Source organism: Pseudomonas sp. 1 (genome assembly GCF_056626735.1).
Window position 1 is genome coordinate 76,274 of sequence record NZ_JBWXMQ010000019.1, and the last position, 24,791, is coordinate 101,064.

Consider the following 24,791-nt stretch of genomic DNA (forward strand, 5'->3'; position numbering starts at 1 on the left):
CGTGAACTGCGACACGCCGCCGCACACCGCCCAAGCGCCCAGCGCCGTTGGTGATCCAGCCTGCCGACTAATTATTTCAAGACGTCATCCGTTCTCATTGGTGAATGGATCCGGGTACGCAGCCCCGGACCTACCGCATTCCAATGCCTTGCACGGTCGGCGAAGACCGTGTCCCGCATGCCTTGCACGGGCATGCCGCAGCCAACCCGATTCCATCAGCAAGCCGAATTCAGGCAGGAAACCTCATGACCGACGCGTTCGAACTCCCCAGCACTCTGGTCCAAGCCCTCCAGCGCCGCGCGGCCCTGACGCCGGATCGGCTGGCCTTGCGCTTTCTCGCCGAAACCGAGGAACAGGCTGTGGTGCTCAGTTATCGCGAACTCGATCAGCGCGCGCGCACCATCGCGGCAGCGTTGCAGGCCGAGGCCGGATTCGGTGATCGCGCGGTATTGCTGTTTCCGAGTGGCCCGGATTACGTCGCGGCGTTCTTCGGTTGCCTCTACGCGGGCGTGATCGCGGTGCCGGCCTATCCGCCGGAGTCGGCCAGGCGTCACCATCAGGAGCGCCTGCTGTCGATCATCGCTGACGCCGAACCGCGCCTGCTGCTGACCAGCGCCGACCTGGGCGACGCCCTGCAGCAAATCGAAGGCGCGCCGCCGCTGTTGTGCGTCGATACCCTGGACGCTTCGCTCGCCGAGCGCTGGGCCGAACCGACCTTGCCGCAAGACCACATCGCCTTCCTGCAATACACCTCCGGCTCCACCGCGCTGCCCAAGGGCGTGCAGGTCAGCCACGGCAACCTGGTGGCCAACGAACGGCTGATCCGCCACGGCTTCGGCATCGATGTGAACCCCGACGACGTGATCGTTAGCTGGCTGCCGCTGTACCACGACATGGGTTTGATCGGCGGCCTGCTGCAACCGATCTTCAGCGGCGTGCCGTGCATCCTGATGTCGCCGGCTTACTTCCTCGGCCGGCCGTTGCGCTGGCTTGAAGCGATCAGCCAATACGGCGGCACCATCAGCGGCGGCCCGGACTTTGCGTATCGTCTGTGCAGCGAGCGTGTCAGTGAATCGGCGCTGGAACGTCTCGACCTGAGCCGCTGGCGCGTGGCCTATTCCGGTTCCGAGCCGATCCGCCTCGACACCCTCGAGCGCTTCGCCGAGAAATTCACTGCATGCGGTTTCAGCGAAAGCAGCTTCATGGCGTCCTACGGTCTGGCCGAAGCGACACTGTTCGTCGCCGGCACACCGCGCGGCACCGGCATTCCGGCGCTACGTGTGGACGATCAAGCCCTGGCACAGAACCGTGCCGAAGCGGGCGAGGGCAGTCCGATCATGAGTTGCGGCATCAGCCAACCCGAGCATGCGGTGCTGATCGTCGAGCCAAACACCCTCGAAGCGCTCGCCGACAACGCCGTCGGTGAAGTCTGGGCAGCCGGCCCGAGCATCGCCCACGGCTACTGGCGCAATCCCGAAGCGACTGCCAAAACCTTCGTGCAGCACGCCGGCCAGACCTGGCTGCGCACTGGTGACCTGGGTTTCATCCGCGACGGTGAACTGTTCATCACCGGTCGCCTGAAAGACATGCTGATCGTGCGCGGTCACAACCTCTATCCGCAGGACATCGAGAAGACGGTCGAGAACGAAGTGGAGGTGGTGCGCAAGGGCCGCGTCGCTGCGTTCGCGGTCAATCAGAATGGCGAAGAAGGCATCGGCATCGCGGCGGAAATCAGCCGCAGCGTGCAGAAAATCCTCCCGCCCGAAGCGCTGATCAAAGCTATTCGCCAGGCCGTGGCCGAGGCGTATCAGGAAGCGCCAAGCGTGGTGGTGTTGCTCAACCCGGGTGCGCTGCCGAAAACTTCCAGCGGCAAGCTGCAACGTTCGGCCTGCCGTAATCGTCTGGCCGACGGCAGCCTCGACAGCTACGCGGTGTTCCCGTCGGCCACCGCTGAAGCCTGCGATTCGACCGCGTCCACCTCCGAACTGGAAGCATTGATCGGCAGAATCTGGGCCGAGCAATTGAACGTCAAACAGGTCAACGCCGACGATCACTTCTTCCTGCTCGGCGGCAACTCGATCGCAGCCGCCCAAGTGATCGCCAAGGTTCGCGAAGAGCTGAGCCTGGAGCTGAATTTGCGTCTGCTGTTCGAAGCCCCGACCCTGTCCGCGTTCGCCGCCGCTGTCGCACAACAGCAACGGGACGGCGGCAGCGCCCAGGGCGAAATCACCGCGCTTTCGCGCCACGAAGCCTTGCCGCAATCGCTGGCGCAAAACCGTCTGTGGATCACCTGGCAGCTCGATCCGCACAGCAGCGCTTACAACATTCCCGGTGCCCTGCGCCTGCGCGGCGAACTGGACGAGGACGCCCTGCGCGTCAGTTTCCAGCAACTGATCGAACGTCATGAATCTCTGCGTACGCGTTTCTTCGAGCGCGACGGCGTGGCGTTGCAACAGGTCGAAGTGGCAGGTGAGTTCAACCTGCAACTGATCGACATCAGCGATCTGCCGGCCAGCGAGCGTGAAGCCCGCGCACAACAGATCCGCGAAGACGAGGCCCGCACCCGGTTCGATCTGGAGAAAGGCCCGCTGCTGTGGGTGACGCTGGTTCGCCTCGATGACGAAGATCACCAGTTGCTGGTGACCATGCACCACATCATCGCCGATGGCTGGTCGCTGAACGTTTTGATCGACGAGTTCTCGCGCCTGTACGCCGCCGCTTGCCAAGGCCAGCGCGCCGAACTCGCGCCGCTGCCCACCCAATACGCCGACTACGGCAGCTGGCAGCGCCAATGGCTGGCCCAAGGTGAGGGCGAGCGGCAACTGGCGTACTGGAAAGCGCAGTTGGGCGACGAGCATCCGACCCTGGAGCTGGCGACCGACCATCCGCGTTCTGCCAGGCAAAAACACAGTGCCGCGCGCCACAGCGTTCGCCTGGGGGTGAGCCTCAGCGATGCGATCCGCCAGACTGCCCAAGCCTGTCAATCCACGCCATTCATGCTGCTGCTCTCGGCGTTCCAGAGCCTGTTGCATCGCTACAGCGGCCAGCGCGATATCCGCATCGGTGTGCCGAACGCCAACCGTCCGCGTCTGGAAACCCAGGGCCTGATCGGCTTCTTCATCAACACCCAGGTGCTGCGCGCCGATGTCGATTCGCGTCTGCCATTCAACGAGTTGCTGGCGCAAACCCGTCAGGCTGCACTCGGTGCCCAGGCGAATCAGGACCTGCCGTTCGAACAACTGCTCGAAGCCTTCCCGCAGGCCCGCGAACAAGGTCTGTTCCAGGTCATGTTCAACCATCAGCAACGCGACCTGAATGCGCTCAAACGACTGCCGGGCCTGCTCGCCGAAGAACTGCCGTGGCACAGCCGCGAGGCCAAGTTCGATCTGCAACTGCACAGCGAAGAAGACCGAAACGGTCGCCTGACGCTGTCCTTCGACTACGCCGAGGAGCTGTTCGACGCGGCGACCATCGAGCGTCTGGCCGAGCATTTCAGCAACCTGTTGCGGGCTGTCTGCGAACGTCCGGAGCAGACCATCGGTGACCTGCCGCTGCTGACCGCCACCGAGCACACTCAGCAAAACGCGTGGAGCATCGCCCCGTGCACCCCGGCGCAACAATGGCTGCCGGAACTGCTGAATGAACAAGCCCGGCAGACTCCGGATCGAACCGCGCTGGTATGGGACGGTGGCAGTCTCGATTTTGCCGAACTGCACGCCCGGGCCAACCGTCTGGCCCATTACCTGCGTGACAAAGGCGTCGGCCCGGATGTCTGTGTGGCCATCGCCGCCGAGCGTTCGCCGCAACTGCTGATCGGCCTGCTGGCGATCATCAAGGCCGGCGGCGCCTACGTGCCGCTGGATCCGGATTACCCCGCCGAACGCCTGGCCTACATGCTCAGCGACAGCGGTGTCGAACTGCTGCTGACCCAGACGGCACTGCTCGACCGCTTGCCGGCCAGCGAAGGCGTCAGCGTGATCGCCATGGACACCCTGCACCTGGAGAACTGGCCGAGCCAGGCACCGGGCCTGCACCTGCACGGCGACAACCTCGCCTACGTGATTTACACCTCCGGTTCCACCGGCCAGCCGAAAGGCGTGGGCAACACTCACGCGGCGCTGGCCGAGCGTCTGCAATGGATGCAGAACACCTATTGCCTGAACGACACCGACGTGCTGATGCAAAAGGCACCGATCAGTTTCGACGTGTCGGTATGGGAGTGCTTCTGGCCGCTGATCACGGGCGCGCGCCTGCTGATTGCCGGCCCCGGTGAACACCGTGATCCGCATCGCATCGCGCAGCTGGTTCAGCAATACGGCGTGACCACGCTGCACTTTGTGCCGCCGCTGCTTTCGCTGTTCATCGACGAACCATTGAGCGCCGGATGCACCAGCCTGCGCCGTGTGTTCTCCGGCGGTGAAGCGCTGTCGGCGGAGCTGCGCAACCGCGTGCTGGCGCAACTGCCGGCGGTGCAGCTGCACAACCGTTATGGCCCGACCGAAACCGCGATCAATGTCACCCACTGGCATTGCTCCGTGGCGGATGGCGAACGTTCGCCGATTGGCCGTCCGCTGGGCAACGTGGTCTGCCGCGTGCTCGACAGCGATCTCAACCCAGTACCGGCCGGTGTGCCGGGTGAACTGTGCATCAGCGGCATCGGCCTGGCCCGTGGTTACCTCGGTCGCCCGGCGCTGACCGCCGAACGTTTTGTGGTCGATCCGCTGGGCGAGCAGGGCGCGCGTCTGTACCGCACCGGTGACCGTGCGCGCTGGACAGGCGACGGTGTGATCGAATACCTCGGCCGTCTCGATCAGCAGGTCAAACTGCGCGGCTTCCGCGTCGAACCGGAAGAAATCGAAGCCCGTCTGCTGGCTCAGGACGGTGTGGCCCAGGCTGCCGTACTGGTGCGTGAAACCGTCGCCGGCCTGCAACTGATCGGCTACTTCACTGCCACCGATACCGGCGAAGATCAGGACGCACAAATGGCTCGCCTGAAAACCGCACTGGCTGCCGAGCTGCCGGAATACATGGTCCCGGCACAACTGATGCGCCTGGACGCTATGCCCCTGAGCCCGAGCGGCAAACTCGACCGCCGCGCCTTGCCCGAGCCGCAATGGCAGGTGCGCGAACACGTCGAACCGGTCACCGAGCTGGAGCAGCAGATCGCCGCGATCTGGCGTGAAGTGCTGGGCCTGAAACAGGTCGGCCTGCGCGACGACTTCTTCGCCCTCGGCGGTCACTCGCTGCTGGCCACGCAAATCATCTCTCGCACCCGTCAGGCCTGCGACGTCGAGCTGCCGCTGCGCGCCTTGTTCGAGCACAGCGAGCTGGGTGATTTCGCCGAACAAATTCGCCAGATCCAGGCCAGCGGCCGCACCAACAAGCAGCCGCCCATCGACAAGGTTGATCGCAGCAAACCGGTGCCGCTGTCCTATTCCCAACAGCGCATGTGGTTCCTCTGGCAGATGGAGCCGGACAGCCCGGCGTACAACGTCGGCGGCATGGCGCGCCTGCGTGGCGTGCTGGATGTGGGGCGTTTCGAGGCGGCACTGCAAGCGCTGATCCTGCGCCACGAAACCCTGCGCACCACGTTCCCGAGCGTCGACGGCGTGGCCCGTCAGCAGGTGCATGCCGAGACCGGCGTGCGCATGGACTGGAAGGATTTCTCGAAACTCGCCGCTGATGTGCGCGAGCAGAAAGTCCAGCAACTGGCCGACGATGAAGCGCATCTGCCGTTCGATCTGGAAACCGGTCCGCTGCTGCGCGCCTGCCTGGTCAAGACCGCCGGGCAGGAGCATTACTTCGTCCTGACCCTGCACCACATCGTCACCGAAGGCTGGGCGATGGACATCTTCGCCCGCGAACTCAGCGCGCTGTACGAAGCGTTCGTCGATGACCGCGATTCGCCGCTGGAGCCGCTGCCGGTGCAGTACCTCGACTACAGCGTGTGGCAGCGCAACTGGCTGGAATCCGGCGAGCGTCAGCGTCAGCTCGATTACTGGACCGCGCAACTGGGCCGCGAACATCCGCTGCTGGAATTGCCGGGCGACCGTCCGCGTCCGCCGGTGCAAAGCCACCAGGGCGAGCTGTTCCGTTTCGACCTGAGCGACGATCTTGCCGCGCGGGTCCGGGCGTTCAACGCGCAGAACGGTCTGACCCTGTTCATGACCATGACGGCTGCGCTCGCAACCCTGCTTTACCGCTACAGCGGCCAGACCGATCTGCGAATCGGCGCGCCGGTGGCCAACCGTATCCGTCCGGAAAGCGAGGGGCTGATCGGTGCGTTCCTCAACACTCAAGTGCTGCGATGCCAGCTCGACGGCCAGATGTCGGTCGGCGAGTTGTTCGAGCACGTGCGCCACACCGTGATCGAAGGTCAGTCCCATCAGGATCTGCCGTTCGATCATCTGGTTGAAGCCCTGCAACCACCGCGCAGCGCCGCGTACAACCCGTTGTTCCAGGTGATGTGCAATGTACAGCGCTGGGAATTCCAGCAAAGCCGCATGCTCGCCGGGATGACCGTCGAGTACCTGGCCAACGATGCGCGGGCGACCAAATTCGACCTCAACCTGGAAGTCACCGACCTCGATCATCGCCTCGGTTGCTGCCTGACTTACAGTACCGACTTGTTCGACGAGCCGACGATTGCGCGCATGGCCAGGCACTGGTGCAACCTGCTGGAAGCGCTGATCGCCGATCCGCAGCAACGCCTCAGCGAACTGCCGCTGCTCGATGCGCCCGAGCAACAGCAATTGCTCGACAGCCTCGGCGTCGAGCCGGGCGAGCGACGTCTTGACCAGTGCATTCATCACCTGTTCGCCGAACAGGCGCTGGCGCGCAAGGACGCACCGGCCCTGACTTTTGCCGGGCAGACCCTGAGCTACGCCGAACTCGACGCTCGCGCCAATCGCCTGGCCTGGGCCCTGCGTGAGCGCGGTGTCGGCCCGCAAGTTCGAGTAGGCCTGGCGCTGGAGCGTTCGCTGGAAATGGTCGTCGGTCTGCTGGCGATCCTCAAGGCCGGTGGCGCCTATGTGCCGCTGGATCCGGAATACCCGCTCGACCGTCTGCATTACATGATCGAAGACAGCCGCGTCGGCCTGCTGCTCAGCGACCGCGCAATGTTCAAGGCCCTCGGCGAACTGCCGTCGAACGTGGCGCGCTGGTGCCTGGAGGACGACAGCGCGGCGCTTGCCGATTACCCGGCTACCGAGTTGCCATTTGTCAGCCTGCCGCAGCATCAGGCGTACCTGATTTACACCTCGGGTTCCACCGGCAAGCCGAAAGGCGTGGTGGTGTCTCACGGTGAAATCGCCATGCATTGCCAGGCCGTGATCGAGCGCTTCGGCATGCGTCCAGACGATTGCGAGCTGCACTTTTATTCGATCAACTTCGACGCCGCTACCGAGCGTCTGCTGGTGCCGCTGCTCAGCGGGGCGCAGGTCGTGCTGCGTGCGCAAGGTCAATGGGACGCGGAAGAGATCTGCGGCCTGATCCGCGAACATCGGATCAATATTCTCGGTTTCACCCCGAGCTACGGCAGCCAGTTGGCGCAGTTCCTGGCGACGCAAAACGACATCCTGCCGGTGCGCATGATCATCACCGGCGGTGAAGCGCTGACCGGCGAACATCTGCAACGGATTCGTGCAGCGTTCAAACCGAGCCTGTTCTTCAACGCCTATGGCCCGACCGAAACCGTGGTCATGCCGCTGGCCAGTCTTGCGCCTGAAAGGCTGGAAGAGGGCGTCGCCAGTGTGCCGATCGGCAGCGTGATCGGTGATCGCGTGGCTTACATTCTCGACGCCGATCTGGCGCTGGTGCCGCAAGGTGCGACCGGTGAATTGTTCGTCGGTGGCGCCGGTCTGGCGCTGGGCTATCACGATCGCGCCGGCATCACCGCCGAACGTTTTGTCACTGACCCGTATGCCGCCGATGGCGGGCGCATGTACCGCACCGGCGACCTGGTGCGCCAGCGCGCCGATGGCTTGGTGGAATATCTGGGGCGGATCGACCATCAGGTGAAAATCCGTGGTTTCCGGATCGAACTGGGCGAGATCGAAACCCGCCTGCTCGATCACGATTCGATCCGCGAAGCGGTGGTGCTGGCGCTGGATGCCCCGAGCGGCAAGCAACTGGTCGGCTATCTCGTGACCGAGGCCGCTTCGCGAAGCGAAGCCGAGCAAGCCGAACTGCGCGAAGCACTGAAGTCGCACCTGAAGATGCAACTGCCGGACTACATGGTGCCGACGCATCTGATTCTGCTGGCGAGCATGCCGCTGACCGCCAACGGCAAGCTCGACCGCCGCGCGTTGCCGGCGCCGGATCCGGAGCTCAATCGTCAGGATTACGTGGCGCCGAGCAACGAGCTGGAGCAGACCCTGGCGCAGATCTGGTGTGAAGTCCTCAACGTCGAGCAGGTCGGTCTGAACGACAACTTCTTCGAACTGGGCGGCGACTCGATCCTGTCGATTCAAGTGGTCAGCCGGGCGCGTCAGCAAGGCATTCATTTCAGCCCGCGTGATCTGTTCCAGCACCAGACCGTGCAGACCCTGGCGGCTGTTGCCAGCCGCAGTGAAACCGTGACCGCCGAGCAAGGTCTGGTGATCGGCGAATCGCGTCTGACGCCGATCCAGCACTGGTTCTTCGACACCGAGATTGTCGAGCGTCAGCACTGGAACCAGGCGTTGCTGCTGGAGCCGACGGTGGCGCTGGAACCGCACCGCCTGGAGCAAGCATTGCTGGCGGTGATCGAGCAGCATGACGCCCTGCGTCTGCGCTTCACCGAGGTCGACGGCGCATGGCAAGCGGCCCATCAACCGGTGACCGATGCAGCGGTGCTTTGGCAAGTTCGCGTGCCGTCGATGGACAAATGCGCCGCACTGTTCGCCGATGCCCAGCGCAGTCTCGATCTCGCGCAAGGCCCGCTGCTGCGCGCCGTGCTGATCGATGGGCCGGACGGCCAGCAACGGCTGTTCATCGCAATCCATCACCTGGTGGTCGACGGTGTATCGTGGCGCGTTCTGCTCGACGATCTGCAAACCGTGTATCGCCAGCTCGACGCCGATCAGTCGGTGAAACTGCCGGCGAAAACCAGCGCCTTCAAGGACTGGGCGGCGCGTTTGCAGGCTTATGCCGGCAGTGAATCCCTGCGTGAAGAACTGAGCTGGTGGCAAACGCAACTGGCCGGTCCGAATGCCGACTTGCCGTGCGAACGCCCAGAGGGCGGTCGCGAGAATCGTCACGCACAGACCGTCAGCGTGAGTCTGGATGCCGAGCGCACCAAACAACTGTTGCAACAGGCACCGAGCGCCTATCGCACGCAGGTCAACGACCTGTTGCTGACCGCGCTGGCCCGCGTGCTGTGCCGCTGGAGCGGTCAGCCGTCGGCGCTGATTCAACTGGAAGGCCACGGCCGCGAAACCCTGTTCGACGAGATCGACCTGACCCGCACCGTCGGCTGGTTCACCAGCGCCTATCCACTACGCCTGACCCCGCACAACATCGAAGAAGCCGCCGGGCAGGGCGCTTCGATCAAGGCGATCAAGGAACAATTGCGCGCCGTTCCGCACAAGGGGCTGGGCTATGGCGTGCTGCGCTATCTGGCCGATGACGCCGGTCGTCAGAGCATGGCGGCGTTGCCGAACGCGCCGATCACCTTCAACTACCTCGGCCAGTTCGACCAGAGTTTCGGCAGCGATGCGTTGTTCCGTCCGCTGAATGAATCGGTCGGCGCGGCCCACGATCCGCAGGCACCGCTGCCGAACGAGTTGAGCGTCGACAGTCAGGTGTACGGCGGTGAGCTGCTGCTGCGCTGGACCTTCAGCGCCGAACGCTACGACGCGCAGACCATCAACGAGCTGGCCGATGCCTACGTTGGCGAGTTGCAGAGCCTGATCGAACATTGCCTGCAAGACGAGGCCGGTGGCCTGACGCCGTCGGACTTCCCGCTGGCGAAACTGACCCAGGCGCAACTTGACGCACTGCCGGTGCCGGCGGCGCACATCGAAGACGTGTACCCGCTGACGCCGATGCAGGAAGGCATGCTGCTGCACACCTTGCTCGAACCGGGCACCGGGCTGTACTACATGCAGGATCGCTACCGCATCAACAGCGAACTCGACCCCGAGCGTTTCGCCCAGGCGTGGCAAGCCGTGGTCGCCCGCCATGAAGCGCTGCGTGCTTCGTTCTGCTGGAACGTCGGCGAAGACATGCTGCAAGTGATTCATACGCCGGGTCGTACGCCGATCGAATACCTGGATTGGAGCACCATTGCGGACTCCGAGCAGGAGCCGAAACTGCAAGCGCTGCTCAAGGCTGAACGCGAGACCGGTTTCGATCTGCTCAATCAGGCACCGTTTCACCTGCGCCTGATCAAGGTCGGCGCGGCGCGTTACTGGTTCATGATGAGCAACCACCACATCCTGATCGATGCCTGGTGCCGGTCGCTGCTGATGAACGATTTCTTCGAGATCTATACCGCCCTCGGTGAAGGTCGCGAAGCGCAACTGGCGAAGCCACCGCGCTACCGCGATTACATCGGCTGGCTGCAACGCCAGAGCCTGGCGGAAGCACGTCAGTGGTGGCAGCAGAACCTGCAAGGCTTCGAGCGCACCACGCCGATCCCGAGCGATCGTCCGTTCCTGCGTGAACACGCCGGTGAAAGCGGTGGCATGATCGTTGGCGACCGCTACACCCGACTGAATGTCGAGGACGGCGCCCGTCTGCGTGAGCTGGCCCAGGCCCATCAACTGACCGTCAACACCTTCGCCCAGGCGGCGTGGGCACTGGTGCTGCGCCGCATGAGCGGTGATCGCGACGTGCTGTTCGGCGTGACCGTGGCCGGGCGTCCGGTGGAGATGCCGGAGATGCAACGCACTGTCGGCCTGTTCATCAACAGCATCGCGCTGCGGGTGCAGATCCCGGCGGACGACCAGCGCGCCAGCGTGCGTCAGTGGCTGAGCGACCTGCTCGACAGCAACATGCAACTGCGCGAGTACGAATACCTGCCGCTGGTGAACATCCAGGAGCAAAGCGAACTGCCGAAAGGCCAGCCGCTGTTCGACAGCCTGTTCGTGTTCGAAAACGCCCCGGTGGAAGTCTCGGTGCTGGACCGTGCGCAAAGCCTCAATGCGACCTCGGACTCGGGCCGTACCCACACCAACTTCCCGCTGACGGCGGTCTGCTATCCGGGCGACGACCTCGGTCTGCATCTGTCCTACGACCAGCGTTACTTCGACGAGTCGACCATCGAGCGCATGCTCGGTGAGTTCAAGCGTCTGTTGCTGGCGCTGGTCGACGGCTTCCATGGCGACATGGCCGACCTGCCGCTGCTGGGCCATGAGGAACAGGATTTCCTGCTCCACGGTTGCAATCAGAGTGAGCACGACTATCCGCTGCAGCAGAGCTACGTCGAACTGTTTGAAGCGCAGGTCGCGCAACATCCGCAACGCATTGCCGCCAGTTGCCTCGATCAGCAGTTGAGCTACGGGCAACTGAACGTCAACGCCAACCGTCTCGGTCATGCACTGGTCGCGGCCGGGGTGCAGATGGATCAACCGGTGGCGCTGCTGGGCGAACGTAATCCGGATCTGCTGGGCATGATCATCGGCAGCTTCAAGGCCGGTGCCGGTTACCTGCCGCTGGATCCGGGCCTGCCGAGCCAGCGTCTGCAACGGATCATCGAACTCAGTCGCACGCCGGTGCTGGTGTGCAGCGAAGCTTGCCGTGAACAGGCGACGACCTTGCTCGACGAATTCAGCTGTGCCAACCGACCACGTTTGCTGGTGTGGGAAGAGGTTCAGGCGGGCGCAGTGTCGTCGACGAATCCGGGCATCTTCAGCGGCCCGGACAACCTGGCCTACGTGATCTACACCTCGGGCTCCACCGGGTTGCCCAAAGGCGTGATGGTCGAGCAGCGCGGCATGCTCAACAACCAGTTGAGCAAGGTGCCGTACCTGAACCTGAGCGACGCCGATGTGATCGCCCAGACCGCTTCGCAAAGCTTTGACATTTCGGTCTGGCAGTTCCTCGCCGCACCGTTGTTCGGGGCGCGGGTGGACATCGTGCCGAACACCATCGCCCACGATCCGCAAGGTTTGCTGGTGCATGTGCAGCAGCAGGGCATCACCGTGCTCGAAAGCGTGCCATCGCTGATCCAGGGCATGCTCGCTTCGGATCGTCTGAGCCTCGACGGCCTGCGCTGGATGCTGCCGACCGGTGAAGCAATGCCACCGGAGCTGGCTCATCAGTGGTTGCTGCGTTACCCGGAGATCGGTCTGGTCAACGCGTATGGCCCGGCGGAATGCTCGGACGACGTGGCGTTCTTCCGCGTCGACCTGGCCTCGACTCGCGGCAGTTACCTGCCGATCGGTACCCCGACCGACAACAACTTGCTGTACCTGCTCGATGGCGCGCTGGATCTGGTGCCGCTGGGTGCGGTGGGTGAGTTGTGTGTGGCGGGCACCGGTGTCGGTCGTGGTTATGTCAGTGATCCGCTGCGCACCGCGCCGGTGTTTGTGCCGAATCCGTTCGGTGCACCGGGCGAGCGTCTGTATCGCACCGGTGACCTGGCGCGCCGTCGCAGTGACGGTGTGCTGGAGTACGTCGGTCGGGTCGACCATCAGGTGAAGATTCGCGGTTACCGGATCGAGCTGGGTGAAATCGAGGCGCGTCTGCATGAGCAACCTGAAGTTCGCGATGGCGCGGTCGGTGTGCAGGAAGGCGTCAACGGCAAGCATCTGGTCGGCTATCTGGTCGCCGCAGATTCCGCACTGAATCAGAGCGAACGCCTGGAGCGGATCAAGCAGCGCCTGCGCGCCGAACTGCCGGAATACATGGTGCCGCTGCATTGGCTGTGGCTCGACCGGTTGCCGCTCAACGCCAACGGCAAACTCGATCGCAAGGCCTTGCCGGCGCTGGAGATCGGCCAGTTGCAGAGCCAGGATTACCTGGCGCCGCGCAGCGAACTGGAACAGACCCTGGTCGACATCTGGGCCGAGGTGCTCAAAGTCGAGAAGGTCGGGGTACGCGACAACTTCTTCGAGCTCGGCGGGCATTCTTTGCTCGCCACGCAGATCGCCTCGCGGGTGCAGAAAGCCTTGCAACGGGACGTACCGCTACGGGCGATGTTCGAGTGCAGCACGGTGGAGGAACTGGCCGGTTACATCGAAGGACTGGCGGCCAGCGACATTACCGAGGAGAAGGTTGATCGCCTGAATGACCTGATGGCGGAGCTGGAGGGCCTGTAAACAACAGCCCGCGACAACGGCGACAGAAAACATGGTTTTCTCTGTAGCCGTTGTCGCAGGTAAGGCTTTGTAATCCTTTCATATCATTGACTGTCGAGGCCGGCCCGCTCAGTCTTCGGGCTTCAGTTTCTTTGCCACGGGGGTTATCGATGCCTTTTTTCACGGTTGACGGACAGGCGCTTCACTACATTGATCAAGGCACGGGGCCGGCGGTGTTGCTGGCCGGTAGCTACCTGTGGGACCAGGCCATGTGGGCGCCGCAGATCGCTGCGCTGTCACCGCACTATCGGGTGATTGCGCTGGATCTGTGGGGCCACGGTGAATCCGGGCGCTTGCCTGAACACACCACATCACTGGACGACATCGCGCGCCAGGCGCTGGCCTTGCTCGATCATCTGGATATTGATCAGGTTTCGCTGGTCGGGCTGTCGGTCGGCGGCATGTGGGGTGTGCGTCTGGCGTTGTCGGCGCCGCAGCGGCTCAACGGACTGGTGTTGATGGACACCTACGTCGGCGTCGAGCCGGAGCCGACTCGCCAGTACTATTTCTCGCTGTTCAAACAGATCGATGAAAGCGGCGGGATCTCCGAGCAACTGCTGGATATCGTGGTGCCGATCTTCTTCCGGCCGGGCATCGATCGAGCGTCGGCGCTGTATCAGGACTTTCGCGCGAAACTCGCGGGTTACTCCGCTGAACGTCTGCGTCAAAGCATCGTGCCGATGGGGCGTATCACCTTTGGCCGTGATGATCTGTTGCCGCGTCTGGGCGAGCTGAATGCGGCCACCACGCTGGTGGTCTGCGGCGATCAGGACAAGCCACGCCCGCCGTCGGAAGCACGGGAAATGGCTGAGCTGATTGGCTGTCCGTGTGTGCTGGTGCCGGAGGCGGGGCATATCTCCAATCTGGAGAATCCCGAATTCGTGACGGAGGTGTTGTTCAGCTTTTTGAGTGAGCGCAATCGAAATACGCTGTAATTGCGCATGGAATTTCATTTTAAGGGTCTGGCGTGAAGCAATTCTTCTGGCGCGATCTTGAAGATCTGCAAGGACAATGGGGTGGGCTTAGCGTCGAGATCAGTGGCCCCCCGCAGGGCAAACCACAACTGCATCTGCGAACGGGTAACAATGCTCGTCTGAAACTGATGTTCAACGAGAGCCCTTTGCTTTGGGGAACGATAGCGACTTCGTATTACGGTGCCTGGCTGGTACGCAATCCGATGCCGATGTACTGGGAGTCGCCACCCGTTCCTGCCATTGACTCTGCACAGGTCGAACACCATCGCCATTTGCCTGCTGGGCAGCGGATGAAGGCCTGGAGTCGATACTTCATCAACCAACTGATGGAGTATCAGGCGGACTTTCTTTATCCCGGGCAATGGGTGGCACGGCCAATGATGCCTGTGGCCGTGCCAGGACAACGTGGCGAAGGTGTGAGCAACTGGTATTTCTCGACAGAGCAAGAGATGACCAGTCATTTACCGAGATGGTCAGCTCGTGGTGACGGCATTCTCGACAATCTTCAGCCACGATCGGTGGAGTGGCTCGACTGGGATTTGGGCAATCTGATTGGTCTGCACACGGTCGATCCGTATGCCGGGCGTATGAAGTGGTGGCGCAAGAAGGCGAGAGAGGACAGCCTGCCCCCCGTCTTGCTGTGGTACGTCGGCGCCTTGTGTTCTTACGTGATTATCGACGGTCACTATCGATTGCAGGCCGCGCTGGCTGAAGACGTCAAACCGACGTTTATCGTTTTGAGTTCAACTAAAACCCATCCATTCACGCTGAATCCCGATACTCAACAACGGGTTCTCAATTCCCTGATGCTGCAAAGCGAAAGGAATCCGGGATTTGATGTACGAACTTTGAACCAGGCGTTGATCCACAACTTCGATGATCGGCCCTGCCACTCAGCAAAAACTCATGCCTGGGCCGGCATACTATCGGACGTGGAGTGGTCGCAAGAGGTGACGCAGTTTTTGCTCAAGCGCGAAGCGACAGGCGAGCTGGATGACATCCTGGGCCGGTGTCAGCCCAGTAAGTGGTGACGGCTCCAGCAGCGTTTGCCGGAGCCGCCAATCATTATTTCGGGCCGAGAATCTTCGCCAGCTTGTCCGGCGTCGGCGCGCCTTGCTGTTGTTGCAGTTCGCCCTTGTCGTCCATGTAGAAGATCGCCGGGGTGGCCTGCAATTCCAGGTCTTCCATCAACTGCATGTTCGCCGCAAGTTTGGTCTGCACGGCAACCGGAATGTCCTTCAAGGCCTTGAGGGTGCTGGCCTTGCCGGCCTTCTCGTGATCTTCCAGAGCTTTGCTCGGGTCCTTGGCGGCGAGCAGGGCGGCGGCTTTGGCCGGGCTGTCTTCGCGGATGATGCCGACCATGATGTGTCGCAGCTGCACCTTGCCGGCCTTGACCCATGGACGTGCCTGTTCCCAGAACATGTTGCAGTACGGGCAGTTCGGGTCACTGAACAGATACACGGTGCGCGGTGCATCCTTGTTGCCGTCCTGAATCCAGTTGCTGGCTTCGAACTTGGCCCAGACTTCCTTGGCCATTGGCGCATAGACCAGTTTTTGCAGTGGCGCGCTGCTGAGGTCATTGCCGTCGGCGTCGTACAGGTTGCCCAGCAGCACGTGCTTGCCGTCCGGCGTCAGGTACAGCGCCATGCCGCGGTTCTGGTATTGCGCGGCGTAACCACGCAAGCCGTCGGGGGCGTCGAACTGGCCGACGATTTTTGCGCCCTTGGCTTCGATTTTCTTGATCGCTTCAGGCAGTTCTTCAGCAGCCTGGACCGACGGCAAGTGCAGCAGGGCTGCGCTCATGGTCAGTGTCAGCAGGTGGCGGAGGCGGGGCATGGCAGTTTCCTTGAAGAAGATGTGGCCGGATTCGGGCTGGAAGCCGGGGTGTCGAAGTTTTCCAGGGCGCGGGCCAGGCTGGCGTTCGACAACTCGCCCAGATGGCTGCCCAGCAGGCGACCGTCCGGGCTATAGAACAGCGTAGTCGGCAGGGCCATGGAGCCCACGGCCTGGCCGAGGCGTCCGCTGCGGTCAAACAGCACGTTGCTCAGGCTCAAGCCCTGGGTTTCGAGAAATGTGGCGACGCTTTGCATGCTTTCGGCCTGGTTGACGAACAGGAACGTCAGGTCCGGGCGTTGTTGCTGGGCGTTTTCCAGCACCGGCATTTCCCGGCGGCACGGCGGACACCAGGTGGCCCACAGGTTGATCACCAGCGGCCCGCCCTGATAGTCGGTGAGTTTCACGGTTTCCCCGGCGGCGGTGCGCAGGGTGATGTCCGGCAGGCGCGTGCCTTGCTCGTAGATGTTCAGCGACAGGGTCGCCAGCACCCAGAACGCCACACCGCTGACCACGCCGAAACCCAGCGGTCGACGCAAACCCGGCCGGCGCCAGCCGCGATACAGCGCCGCCAGCAACAGCACGATCACCCCCGGCCAGGCGAGAAAACCGCCGTCGCGCAGGTCGATGATCTGCCACAGATCGTTGCGATAGTGCCCCCAATACACCGCGACAAACGCAATGCGCGCCGCCAGCATGCCGAGCAGAAACAGGCTGAACAGCGCCGACTCGGGGTTGTCGCCGCCGCGCTTGGCCACCCGCCAGCCGACGAAGGTCGCCAGCGCCAGCGCGCTGATCAGCAGCAGGTGGTTGAGTGCGATGGCAAAGGTGCCGAGGGTGAAGGTCAGCATTAACGGGCGTCTCGGGTGGTGGTCCAGCGTTGCAGGAAAGTATCGGCATCGACCTCGCCGGTGATGCGCTGACTGCGGCGCTCTTCACCGTCGGTGCCGATCCACACGAAACTCGGTGGCCCCGGCACTTTATAACGACCGAGCAGTTCGCGGCTGGCGGCATTGTCGGCGGTGACGTCGAGTCGGAGCAAGCGCACATCACTCAAGGCCTGCATCACTCGAGCCTGGCCGAACACCTGTTTCTCCATGACTTTGCACAACGTGCACCAGTCGGCGTAGTAATCGAGCAATACCCACTGGCCCTGCGCTTTGGCGGTGTCGAGCTCGCGTTGCAGGGCGGCGGGATCCTTGATCGTCGTGAAGGCTTCGTGGCCGCTGGGCGCCGCAGATCCGGCGCGTCCGGCGCTGTACACCTGCAACGGTTGATATGGATCGTCACTGCCGCCCGCCGCACCGACCACCAGCAGACTGCCCCACAGGCCCAGCAACAGCGAGCCGGCGCCAAACAACTGCGCCACGCGACCAAAGCCGCCGGATTGTTTCCAGGCACTGTAAGCGGCGATCAACAGCAGCGCACCGCACAGGCCCAGCCACAGCGAAGGTTGCAGCACCGGACGCAGCATCAGCAGCGCGGTAGCGAGGAACAGGAAACCGAACACGCCTTTGAGCAGATTCATCCACGCGCCTGGCTTTGGCAGGAAGCGATTGCCGACCGTTACCAGCAACAGCAGCGGCACGCCGATACCGATGCCCAGGGCAAAAAGAATCAGACCGCCGTGCAGCGCGTTGCCACTTTGCGCGATGTAGAGCAGGGCACCGGCCAGCGGCGCGGTCATGCACGGGCCGACCAGTAAGCCGGACAGCGCGCCCAATACGCCCGCGCCGACCAGACTGCCGCCGCGCTGGCTGCGCGAGGCGTGCTCCAGCCGATCCCGCAGGGCCACCGGCAATTGCAGTTCGAAGAAACCGAACATCGGCAGCGCCAGAACCACGAACACTGCTGCGAACGTCCCGAGCAGCCACGGGTTCTGCAACCACGCCTGCAGGTTCGCCCCCAGCAGCGCGGCGATGACGCCCATCGCCGCATACACCAGCGCCATGCAAACCACATAACTGCCGGCCAACGCGAAACCGCGACGCGGCGTTGCACCGCTGCCCACCACCATGCCCGCCAGAATCGGCAGCATCGGCAACGAACACGGCGCAAACGCCAGCAACAGACCGAGGCCGAAAAACACCAGCAGACTCCAGCCCAGCGAGTGCTGATGCAGACCGCTGGCCAGTGCCTGATCCGGCGCTTCATCTGTCGTTGCTGCGGCTTTGCCGCCGAGATCGATCACTCGCGTCTGCGGGGGATAGCAAAGGCCGGCGTCGGCACAGCCCTGATAACTGACCTTTATCCGGCCCGTGGCGGCCGCCGGGGTTTTCAGCTCGAGGCCCTGGCGGTAAACCGGTTGTTCACCGAAATACTCGTCGCTATGGGACTCGCCTTCTGGCAGGGCCGGGACGTTTTGCGTCGCCAGCCCGTCGAACTTGAGGCGCTTCTGATACAGGTAGTAGCCGTCGGCGATTTGCCAGAACAGCTGGGTCTCACCGGATTCCAGACGTTCCGAGGTCAGCACGAATGCCTTGTCGACCGGCAGGAACTCCGGTTTTGACGCAAAAGGATCATTACCCGCTTGGGCCAGACTCGAAATCAACAGTGCAAACAGTAGAAAAAAATGACGCATGGAGGAGCCTTGTCCCTGTGCAATTGAGGGGCACAATGGGCGGCGGCGATTAACCGATGATTAACCGCGACGCCCAATCCGCTCCCCTGCGCACAGAGCAACTTACCTGTCAATCAAACAAACCGGGCCATGTTTCTTCATCGATCGGATGGGGGCCGCTGGCTTTTCGGGTCTTGAGGTCAAATCTCAGATATTCTTCGTCGGTCAAGAAAATGTAAAAATAAGTATCGAAGACCGGGTAATTATTCAGTGCGGTTGTAACGATCCGGTCTTTGTACTTTTCGAGAAAGCTCCATTCGGAATTGGCCATTGACAGTACTTTGACTTTTCTGGGGATTCCAGGGTTGTATTTGAAATAGCGTCCGTCGTTCAGTAGAACCCAGTAGGTGTGCTTGACGTCCGCCTTTTCATCCAGCATGACACCGACAATCTTGTGGAAGAAGTTTCCTAGTGGCCACCAATCGGTATCTGAAAGTTTCTTTTTGAATACCACACTGGAAGTAATCTGGGAGAACTTGCAGGCCATCGGAGTTTCGCCGTCGTAGTAAAAGAACCAGACCATGTCGCCTCCGCCGGCACTGTGCCAGTCCGGGCTTGGCACGGTGAATCCGAACCTCAGGTCGTCCACGTGCTGTTCGAAATCCCCCCAGTGCCCCTTGATCAAGATGGGGTGATGTTTTTCGAGACGATTATCGCCGAGACTGAAACTAGCGAACATGTCGGTGCCTTTAAAGAAGAAAAAGATACGATCGGGGCCGTTGCGCCAATCGATAGAGACGAAGTTATCCATGGTTGTTTTTCTTTTAGTTGGTTGAAGAGTTGTTTGTGGTTGAAGCGGTTCGTATGGGTGTTGGTGAACGCCAGATATGAATTCTGTGCAGGGAGTTAATGTTGAAGGTTCTATTAATCGCGTCGCAGAAATATTCTGGCGTCCTGCATGATTTCAATCGTGTGGGAGGCCCGGCCAACTTTCATCGTCGATTTGGATCGGGCCGTGTATTTTTTTAGACTCGTGCTCATATCGCAAGTACTCATTGCCGTGCAGGAAAATATAAAAGTACCGATCGAACGTTGGATAGTCATTCAAGACTGCTGTCATCATTCGATCACTGTATTGTTCCAGGTCGGCCCAGTCGCTGCCTTCGAGGGGGATGACTTCCAGTGTCATGCTGGTGTAATCGTAGGACAGGTAATTCCCGTTATTTAAAAGTACTCGGAGTTCATCGACGGATGAAGTCGTTTGTCGCCGCATGACACCAATGATGTTTTTGAAATATGGAAGTAGTGGGGCCCATTTGGAATCGGCAACGGTGGTGTTGGAGATTACGCTGTCAGTCTGTTGAAGGAACTGGCACACACACGGAGTATCATCCTGGTAGTAAAAAAGCCAGAGGTGGTCGATGCTGTTATTCCAGCTGGGTTCAGTGGTCGTAAAGCCGAAGCGCAGATCAGCGGCGGATATGATGTGGTCGCCCCAGTTTCCTCTCACCGGTAGTGGATAGCCACTGTCGGCTTTGTTGTCGCCTAAGGAGAAACGAGAGTATAAGTTGTGCTCTTTGAAGAAAAAGAAAATTCGGTCTGGGCCAGCGCACCAGTCAGCGGCGACAAAGTTGTTCATTTTTGGCATGTCTCAATTCCTTTAGATTAGATGGCGGCTTAGGGTATAAGCCTGTTTTGTTGGTTGTTTTGTGTTTGTGTTTTTCGATGTTGAGAGTATCGATGAATATTCAAATTTGGAATGGTTGCAGGTGGGGATGTATGTTTCAAGTTGATGCTTTTTTGGGGGGCGGGTAAAGATGAATATATAAGTGTTAACGTTATATGGAGTGTCAGGCACTTGGCAGATGGAAAAGGCGACACGAAATACGCCTTGCCTGAACTCAATCCCTCGTCATAATTTGACCTTAATCCTTGCCTGCTTGACTCATGTTTTTATTCAGAGAGCCTCCCCATGCACGTACTGGTTTGCGAAGACGACGAGTTGATCGCCAGCGGCATCGTCGCCGGCCTGACTGCCCAGGGCCTGACGGTCGAGCACGTCAATACGGCTTCAAAGGCGCGGGCGATCCTCAAGGTTGCCGAGTTCGACGTGATGGTGCTCGATCTCGGGTTGCCGGACGAAGATGGCCTCAAACTGCTGCAGCAACTGCGTCAGCAGGGGCTGGAAATTCCGGTGCTGATCCTCACTGCGCGGGATTCTGTCACCGACCGGGTCGACGGTTTGCAGTCCGGTGCCGACGACTATCTGCTCAAGCCATTCGATCTGCGCGAATTGTTCGCCCGTCTGCAAACCCTGCTGCGCCGGGTGGCCGGGCGCAGTGTCAACCTGATTGAGCACGGTGCGCTGACCTATGATCCGAGCAGCCGCGAAACCACGTTGGCAGGCCGCTCGATTGATCTGTCCCGGCGTGAACAGTCGTTGCTGCAGGCCTTGCTGCACAACCGTGGCCGGGTGCTGTCCACCGAGCAGTTGAAGGACAGCGTCTACGGCTTCAACGATGAACTGGAAAGCAACGCGCTCAACGTGCACATCCACCACCTGCGCAGCAAACTGGGCAAGGGCATCGTCGAAACCGTGCGGGGCCTGGGTTATCGCCTGGGCCCGGCCGATGGCGGAGAACCTGACAAGTGATGAGTCTGCGCCTGCGCCTGAGCCTGACCCTCGGCGCCGCGTTCGCGCTGATCTGGGCCCTGGCGGCTGCCTGGATGCTCAGCGACCTGCGCAACCAGATGATGTTTTCCCTCGACCAGCGCCTGGTGGCGTCGGCACGCATGGTCGCCGGTTTGCTGGAGCAATTGCCGGCCATTCCGAGCAAAGGCGAAGGCACCCACTTCAGCGCCGAACAATTGAACATTCCCGGCGGCATGGCCTGTCAGGTCAGTTCGCTGCGCGGGGAAATCCTCGCCCGCAGCCACAACAACCCGGAGCAGGCGCTGGAAGCCCGGAAGATGGGCTTTCACGATCAGATGATCGACGGTGCGCCATGGCGCAGCTTTACTCTGGCCCGGGGCGATGTGCGGATCACCACCGCCGACCGGGTGATCGAGCGCGAAGCCCTGAACATGTCGATCCTGCTGGCGGCCTCGGTGCCGGTCGGCGTGGCGCTGCTCGGCTGCCTGTGCCTGCTGTGGCTGGGGATCGGCCAGGGCCTGGCACCGCTCAATCGCTTGCGTGAAGCCTTGATGCGCCGCAACGCCGATTCGCTCGAGCCGTTGCAGTTGCAGTCATTCCCCAGCGAACTGAAACCGCTGCTCGAAACCCAGAACCAGTTGTTCCAGCGCATCGGCAAGACCATCGAGCGCGAACGTCGCCTGACCGGCGATGCCGCCCATGAACTGCGCAGTCCGCTGACGGCGATCAAGACCCACCTGCAAGTGGCGCGCATGACCGAAGGCAGTGCACGGGATCAGTCTCTGGCCCGGGCCGAGGAGGGCGCCGACCGCCTGCACCGGACCCTCGAGCAATTGCTGTTGCTGGCGCGGGTCGAAGGCAGTCTGTCGTTCGACGACGGCGTCCAGTGCAGTGCCGAACAGGTGGCGAAACTGGCGATTCAGGACTCGGCCAGCGACCAGCGCCAGCGCATCAGGCTGCACCTGCCTGAACGCTTGTCCGCTGCGCCCCTGCAAATGCCGGCAGTGTTGTCGATCGCAGCCTTGCGCAACCTGTTGGATAACGCTCTGCGACATACCCCGACGGACGGCGCGGTGGAACTGAGCCTGGAAACCTCCGCCTCTCATGTGCGTTTCGTGGTGCGCGATCATGGGCCGGGGATTGCGCCGGACGATCTGCAACATCTGACCCAGCGCTTCTGGCGCAACGGCCAGAGCACCGGTTGCGGACTGGGACTGGCGATTGTCCAGGCCATCGTTCAACGCTGCGCCTGCACCCTGCATTTCGACAGCCGCCCGGATGGCTTGCGGGTCGAGCTGACCATGCCGCTGCAACCGCTCTGACGTTTGCCAGGCACATCAAATGTAACCTCTCTCCATTAGTCATCTGCTGGCCGCGACGTTATTGTCGCTCCAGTCTCTGACTCAATGGATTGAGGGAAACAGCGCCATGGAAGCACCCGTCTACATCTGTCCCGCCACCCCCGCCGACGCCGGCATCATCAGCCGGATTCTCGAGCGCTCGATTCGCGTAGGTTGCGCGCTCGACCATCGCAACGATCCACAACTGGTCGACCGCTGGATCCGCCGACAATCGGCGGAACACATCAGCGCCTGGCTCGCCGATCCGCGTCTTTACCTGAACATCGCGCTGCTGCAGGACAAACCTGTCGGTGTCGGCATGGCCGCAGCCAATGGCGAGATCACGTTCTGTCATGTGCAGCCGGAGTGGTTTCGTCGCGGTGCGGGTCGCGCACTGATGGGCGATCTGGAGGGGTGGCTGCGGATTCGTGGCCAGCCTCGCGTCACGCTCGCCAGCACGCGAACCGGCGCGGCGTTCTACCGGCGCCTGGGTTATCGCGAAACGGCGTCTCCCCTCATACAACACGGCGTTGTGACTCTGCCGATGCACAAGGCGCTGGCAATCTCGGCCTGACATTCGATCAAGGGTGTAAATCCTCAACACGCTGGTGCGTTTCCAGAACAGGAAAACCTGCATGTGCGCCCCGCGACCGGAGCGCGCACTGCCTGGTGTGCAGTTTTGGTCACTATCCATAGCGTATTGAGGGGTCGAGAGATGTCAGTCGCCACCAGCCTTATCGAAGAGTCGTCGGCCCGGATCGCCTCCGCGCCGGCGGAAACGCTGTATCAGTTCAATGAGTCGCCGTTGTTGGCCCGTCAGAGCCAGCAGGAATCCAATGCCCGTAGTTACCCGCGGCGCATTCCGCTGGCGTTGAAACGCGCCAAGGGTCTGTACGTCGAGGACGTCGAGGGCCGGACCTTCATCGATTGCCTGGCGGGTGCCGGCACTCTGGCGCTGGGGCATAACCATCCGGTGGTGATCGAGGCAATCCAGCAGGTGCTGGCCGATGAGCTGCCGCTGCATACCCTGGACCTGACCACACCGGTGAAAGACCAGTTTGTTCAGGACCTGTTCGGCCTCTTGCCTCCCGCATTGGCCAAGGAAGCGAAAATCCAGTTCTGCGGCCCGACCGGCACTGACGCCGTGGAAGCCGCGCTGAAACTGGTGCGTACCGCCACCGGGCGCAGCACTGTGCTGTCGTTCTCCGGCGGTTATCACGGCATGAGTCAGGGCGCCTTGAGCCTGATGGGCAGCCTCGGTCCGAAGAAACCGTTGGGCGCATTGCTCAGCAACGGCGTGCAATTCATGCCGTTCCCGTACGACTACCGTTGCCCGTTCGGCCTCGGTGGCGCGGCGGGCGTGAAGGCCAACCTGAGTTACCTGGAAAACCTGCTCAACGACCCGGAGGCTGGCGTGCAATTGCCGGCCGCCGTCATCGTTGAAGCGGTGCAGGGCGAGGGCGGTGTGATTCCGGCGGACATCGAGTGGTTGCGCGGTCTGCGCCGCATCACCGAAAAGGTCGGCGTGGCGTTGATCATCGACGAAATCCAGAGCGGTTTCGCCCGCACCGGCAAGATGTTTGCCTTTGAACACGCCGGCATCACGCCGGATGTAGTGGTGCTGTCCAAAGCCATCGGCGGCAGCCTGCCGCTGGCCGTGGTGGTCTATCGCGACTGGCTCGACACCTGGCAACCAGGCGCCCACGCCGGGACGTTCCGTGGCAACCAGATGGCGATGGCCGCCGGTTCCGCGGTGATGCGTTACCTGGTCGAACACAAGGTCTGCGAACACGCCGCCGCCATGGGCGAACGCTTGAGTGAACACCTGCACATCCTGCAACGCGATTTCCCGCAACTGGGCGATATTCGTGGTCGTGGCCTGATGCTCGGCGTCGAGCTGGTCGATCCGAATGGCACCCCGGATGCCTTGGGCCATCCACCGGCCTTCGCACGTCTGGCGTCCCTGGTTCAGCGTGAATGCCTCAAGCGCGGGCTGATTCTGGAGCTGGGCGGGCGACATGGCGCGGTGGTGCGCTTCCTGCCGCCGCTGGTGATTACCGCCGCCGAAATCGATCGCGTCGCCGAAATCTTCGGCCGTGCGCTGAGCGCCGCGACCGCCAGCCTGTAAATTTTTCGCCGCGTCGAACG

12 protein-coding genes are annotated in these 24,791 nt (G+C 61.9%); 7 read left to right on the top strand and 5 right to left on the bottom strand.

The window, feature by feature from the left end:
• Positions 1 to 245 precede the first annotated feature (245 nt).
• The 3 genes from AC1MDC_RS24550 to AC1MDC_RS24560 all read left to right on the top strand — a co-directional run bounded on the left by AC1MDC_RS24550 (position 246) and on the right by AC1MDC_RS24560 (position 15,288).
• Positions 246 to 13,244, top strand: coding sequence for a non-ribosomal peptide synthetase (locus AC1MDC_RS24550; protein ID WP_480393848.1), 12,999 nt, complete (start codon positions 246 to 248; stop codon positions 13,242 to 13,244).
• A gap of 149 nt (positions 13,245 to 13,393) precedes the next feature.
• Positions 13,394 to 14,218 (top strand): alpha/beta fold hydrolase, encoded by an 825-nt coding sequence (locus AC1MDC_RS24555; protein ID WP_480393849.1) that lies wholly within the window; start codon positions 13,394 to 13,396, stop codon positions 14,216 to 14,218.
• A 32-nt stretch (positions 14,219 to 14,250) separates the two neighbouring features.
• Positions 14,251 to 15,288 (top strand): hypothetical protein, encoded by a 1,038-nt coding sequence (locus AC1MDC_RS24560; RefSeq protein WP_227233109.1) that lies wholly within the window; start codon positions 14,251 to 14,253, stop codon positions 15,286 to 15,288.
• 34 nt (positions 15,289 to 15,322) lie between these two features.
• Here AC1MDC_RS24560 and dsbG read toward each other — a convergent pair whose 3' ends face one another.
• From dsbG to AC1MDC_RS24585, 5 genes are all read right to left on the bottom strand, one after another.
• Entirely contained in the window at positions 15,323 to 16,093 is a 771-nt protein-coding gene (gene dsbG / locus AC1MDC_RS24565) for a thiol:disulfide interchange protein DsbG (protein ID WP_064378573.1), read from the bottom strand.
• Positions 16,069 to 16,941 carry a TlpA disulfide reductase family protein gene (locus AC1MDC_RS24570; RefSeq protein ID WP_085704468.1) on the bottom strand — a complete coding sequence of 291 codons (873 nt, stop codon included), beginning with the start codon at positions 16,939 to 16,941 and terminating at the stop codon, positions 16,069 to 16,071. The genes dsbG and AC1MDC_RS24570 overlap by 25 nt, the downstream gene beginning before the upstream one ends.
• Positions 16,941 to 18,671, bottom strand: a complete 1,731-nt coding sequence (gene dsbD / locus AC1MDC_RS24575; protein WP_480393850.1) for a protein-disulfide reductase DsbD — start codon at positions 18,669 to 18,671, stop codon at positions 16,941 to 16,943. Before dsbD ends, AC1MDC_RS24570 begins: the two co-directional genes overlap by 1 nt.
• A gap of 109 nt (positions 18,672 to 18,780) precedes the next feature.
• Positions 18,781 to 19,461 carry a hypothetical protein gene (locus AC1MDC_RS24580; protein ID WP_480393851.1) on the bottom strand — a complete coding sequence of 227 codons (681 nt, stop codon included), beginning with the start codon at positions 19,459 to 19,461 and terminating at the stop codon, positions 18,781 to 18,783.
• A gap of 153 nt (positions 19,462 to 19,614) precedes the next feature.
• Positions 19,615 to 20,298 carry a hypothetical protein gene (locus AC1MDC_RS24585; RefSeq protein ID WP_480393852.1) on the bottom strand — a complete coding sequence of 228 codons (684 nt, stop codon included), beginning with the start codon at positions 20,296 to 20,298 and terminating at the stop codon, positions 19,615 to 19,617.
• A gap of 324 nt (positions 20,299 to 20,622) precedes the next feature.
• Here AC1MDC_RS24585 and AC1MDC_RS24590 point away from each other — a divergent pair, with 324 nt between their 5' ends.
• The 4 genes from AC1MDC_RS24590 (at position 20,623) to AC1MDC_RS24605 (ending at position 24,771) form a co-directional block, all read left to right on the top strand.
• On the top strand, positions 20,623 to 21,303 hold the full coding sequence (locus tag AC1MDC_RS24590) for a response regulator (RefSeq protein ID WP_085704475.1): 681 nt from the start codon (positions 20,623 to 20,625) through the stop codon (positions 21,301 to 21,303).
• Complete coding sequence (locus AC1MDC_RS24595) at positions 21,303 to 22,625, top strand: ATP-binding protein (protein WP_085700127.1); 1,323 nt, start codon at positions 21,303 to 21,305, stop codon at positions 22,623 to 22,625. The genes AC1MDC_RS24590 and AC1MDC_RS24595 overlap by 1 nt, the downstream gene beginning before the upstream one ends.
• 106 nt (positions 22,626 to 22,731) lie before the next feature.
• A complete protein-coding gene (locus AC1MDC_RS24600) occupies positions 22,732 to 23,217 on the top strand; it encodes a GNAT family N-acetyltransferase (RefSeq protein WP_085700128.1) in 486 nt (161 codons plus the stop codon).
• A 141-nt stretch (positions 23,218 to 23,358) separates the two neighbouring features.
• The gene (locus AC1MDC_RS24605; protein ID WP_085704478.1) at positions 23,359 to 24,771 is read left to right on the top strand and encodes an aspartate aminotransferase family protein; all 1,413 of its coding nucleotides are present in this window, start codon (positions 23,359 to 23,361) and stop codon (positions 24,769 to 24,771) included.
• Positions 24,772 to 24,791: the final 20 nt, after the last annotated feature.